The sequence below is a fragment of the Nitrosomonas oligotropha genome, from assembly GCF_009833085.1.
In the GTDB taxonomy this organism is placed as follows: Bacteria; Pseudomonadota; Gammaproteobacteria; order Burkholderiales; family Nitrosomonadaceae; genus Nitrosomonas; species Nitrosomonas oligotropha.
In genome coordinates this window covers 1-2,840 of sequence record NZ_QRBZ01000051.1, presented here as the reverse complement: position 1 = coordinate 2,840, position 2,840 = coordinate 1, and the positions used below count along the sequence as shown (strand labels likewise).

General features: G+C 49.6%; 2 protein-coding genes. Both read left to right on the top strand.

Going from position 1 to position 2,840, the window contains the following annotated elements; genetic code table 11:
- Nucleotides 1-121: 121 nt before the first annotated feature.
- Entirely contained in the window at nt 122-1,405 is a 1,284-nt protein-coding gene (gene epsL, locus ABD07_RS13875) for an XrtB/PEP-CTERM-associated polysaccharide biosynthesis outer membrane protein EpsL (RefSeq protein ID WP_240142573.1), read from the top strand.
- Nucleotides 1,402-2,840 (top strand): undecaprenyl-phosphate glucose phosphotransferase (locus ABD07_RS13870; protein ID WP_160818781.1); only part of this gene is annotated, 1,439 nt, incomplete at its 3' end. The genes epsL and ABD07_RS13870, both read left to right, overlap by 4 nt.

Sequence of the window (2,840 nt, the reverse complement as noted above, 5' to 3'; positions counted from 1 at the left end):
AAAAAGTGTTGTTAAAAATAATTTTATGAGAACATGTTATGGGAAGGTTAAGTTGTGTCAAACGCATTAATTTTTGTCCACTGGAAACTCTGAGAATCTCAAGTTAATGAACCATCAATTCATGGAAGTTACATTTACTCGTATCACTCAGTTCATCACGCCTATTGCAATCTGCTTCTCACGAATCACCCGGCTGCAGGCTCTTTCGGCTGCGGGGATGGTATTGTTGCTGTGCAGCCACACGGCATGGGCTGCTGCATTTGGCAAGTTGATTCAGCCTTTTGGCAGTTATGGCTTCACTGCCGATGACAATATCTTGCGTATACGCGACAGAATGCCTACAACGGCACTGGGTACGAATAACCTTTTTGATATCTCCCATCGTTTTACAGGCGGTGTGATGTTTGAGAAAGAAATCGGGCGGCAACGCTTGAACGCGAATTTAAACTGGTCGCATACCCGCTTTGAGAAGTTCGATCAGATGAATAATAACCTGAAGAATTTCAGCGGCAGCTGGCATTGGTTTCTTGGCAACCGCCTGGAAGGTAATATGGGTGCCAGTTATGTGCAGTCGCTCGCGTCGTTCTTGTTTCAACCGGGTGTTAAAAATGTGAGAACCGAGCAAACTGAGTTTTTTAACGCAAGCTGGAGCCTCCATCCACGCTGGCGCTTGAATGGCGCTTATACTCGCTACGATCTCAATTCAATCAGTCCCAGTCTGCGCTTTCTTAACCGTACCGAGGATCGCTTCGAAGGCGGAATGGATTTCGTGACATCGGGCAGAAATACCATCGGCGTACTGTTTCGCGGCATCATCGGTGATTTTCCGGTTCGTGTTCTGGCAGCCGATGGTTCATTAACGGACAATAGCTATCATCAGAAAGAGGCGTTGGCAAAAATCAACTGGGCGGTAACCGCCAAATCGAATCTCTCCGGAACGGGCGGATGGGTGGAGCGGACCAATGCAAGTTTCTCCGCGCGTAACTTCAGCGGATTCAATGCCCGCCTAATCTATAACTGGCAACCGACCGATCGGGTTGGAATATCGTTGAGCGGATGGCGCGAGACCGCTGCCATGCAAATGCTTACCGCCAGTTTCAGCCTGAACACCGGGGTTAGTGCTACACCGTATTGGGATATCACACGAAAAGTGAAGCTTCAAGGAGATTTTTCCTATCAGGATCTGAAGTTTGATAACTTTTCAATCTTTACCGATTCATTCGCACCGATCGGCACGCACAATACGCTTCGCAATGCCGCGGTAAAACTCACATACACTCCTTATCCCGGTTTGCAGCTCATGGCTTCGGTCTATCACAATGATTTACAAACCAATAACAGATTGGGTGGATTTAACGCCAACGGCGCCAATATCAATCTGCAATACACGTACGGAAAACGATGACAGTCAACGATTTACCGATAGTAGCCTTTTTCAAGCATCTGCTCGATCCTTTTATCATCTGGAGCATGCTGATACTGACCGCCTGGTTGTACGATGAAGATTTCACCAGTTACTACCTGGTGCTGGTCATCATTACCTTTTTCATTTCCACCTACATTTACGAGCGCATTCTCATTTACCGCAATTGGCGCAAGGGGCGTTTGTTCGCCTATATGCGCGATACGGTGGTGGGTTGGCTGATGATTATCACGATCCTGGTGTTTCTGGGGTATGCCACCAAATTTCACAACCAGTTTTCTCCGCAAGTGCTGTTGACCTGGTTCATCGTCACGCCATTGATGCTGATTGCAAGCCACATTACGGTGCGAAGCATTGTCACTAATTTGTACAACAAGGGTAAATTGCGCTCGGCAATTGTGATCGGGGCCAATGAGAACAGTCTGGCGTTCATCCGTCACATTGCCGAGCTGCCCTTTTTGCTGATCAGTTATCAGGGTTTCTTCGATGAGCGCAGTAGTTCGCGCATCGCCGGCAACTTCGGTTCCCAATCCGATGAGCAAGATGATCCTGCGTCAGCCGCAGCCATTACCAGACCGGACGATTTCGGTTCGCGTTTGGGCGGATTGGACGATGTGGTGCCGTATATCCAGAAGCATAATACCGAGATGGTTTTCATCAGCCTGCCGATGTCGTCTCAGCCGCGCATCCAGAAATTGATGGATGAATTGCCGGATACCACGTCGTCGATTTATTTTCTGCCCGATATTTATATCTTCGATTTGATGCAGGCGCGTTTCGAGTACATCGGCGATACGCCGGTGGTGGCCATGAACGAGTCGCCTTTCATCGGTGTCGATGGCGTGGTGAAAAGTGTCAGCGACTTTGTATTGGCTGTGCTGATCATTATTTTGCTATCGCCAGTGATGGCGTGTATTGCCTTGGCGGTGAAAGTCACCTCGCCCGGTCCGGTGATCTTCAAGCAGCGCCGCTATGGCTTGAATGGGGAAGAAATCATCGTGTATAAGTTCCGCTCGATGACGGTGACCGAGGATGGCGCCAATATTCAACAGGCGAAGCAGAACGATCAGCGCTTGACCAAAATCGGCGGCTTCCTGCGCCGCACGTCATTGGATGAGCTACCGCAGTTCTTTAATGTGCTGGAAGGCAAAATGAGCATCGTCGGCCCGCGTCCGCACGCGGTGGCGCATAATGAGCTCTACCGCAAGCTGATCAAGGGCTATATGCTGCGCCATATGGCCAAACCCGGCATCACCGGATGGGCCCAGGTCAACGGCTGGCGCGGCGAAACCGATGTGCTGGAAAAAATGAAAGCCCGTATCGAGCACGACCTCTACTATCTCAAAAACTGGTCCATCTGGCTCGACCTCTGGATCATCTTCAAAACCATCTGGATCGTACTGCGCAAAGATAATGC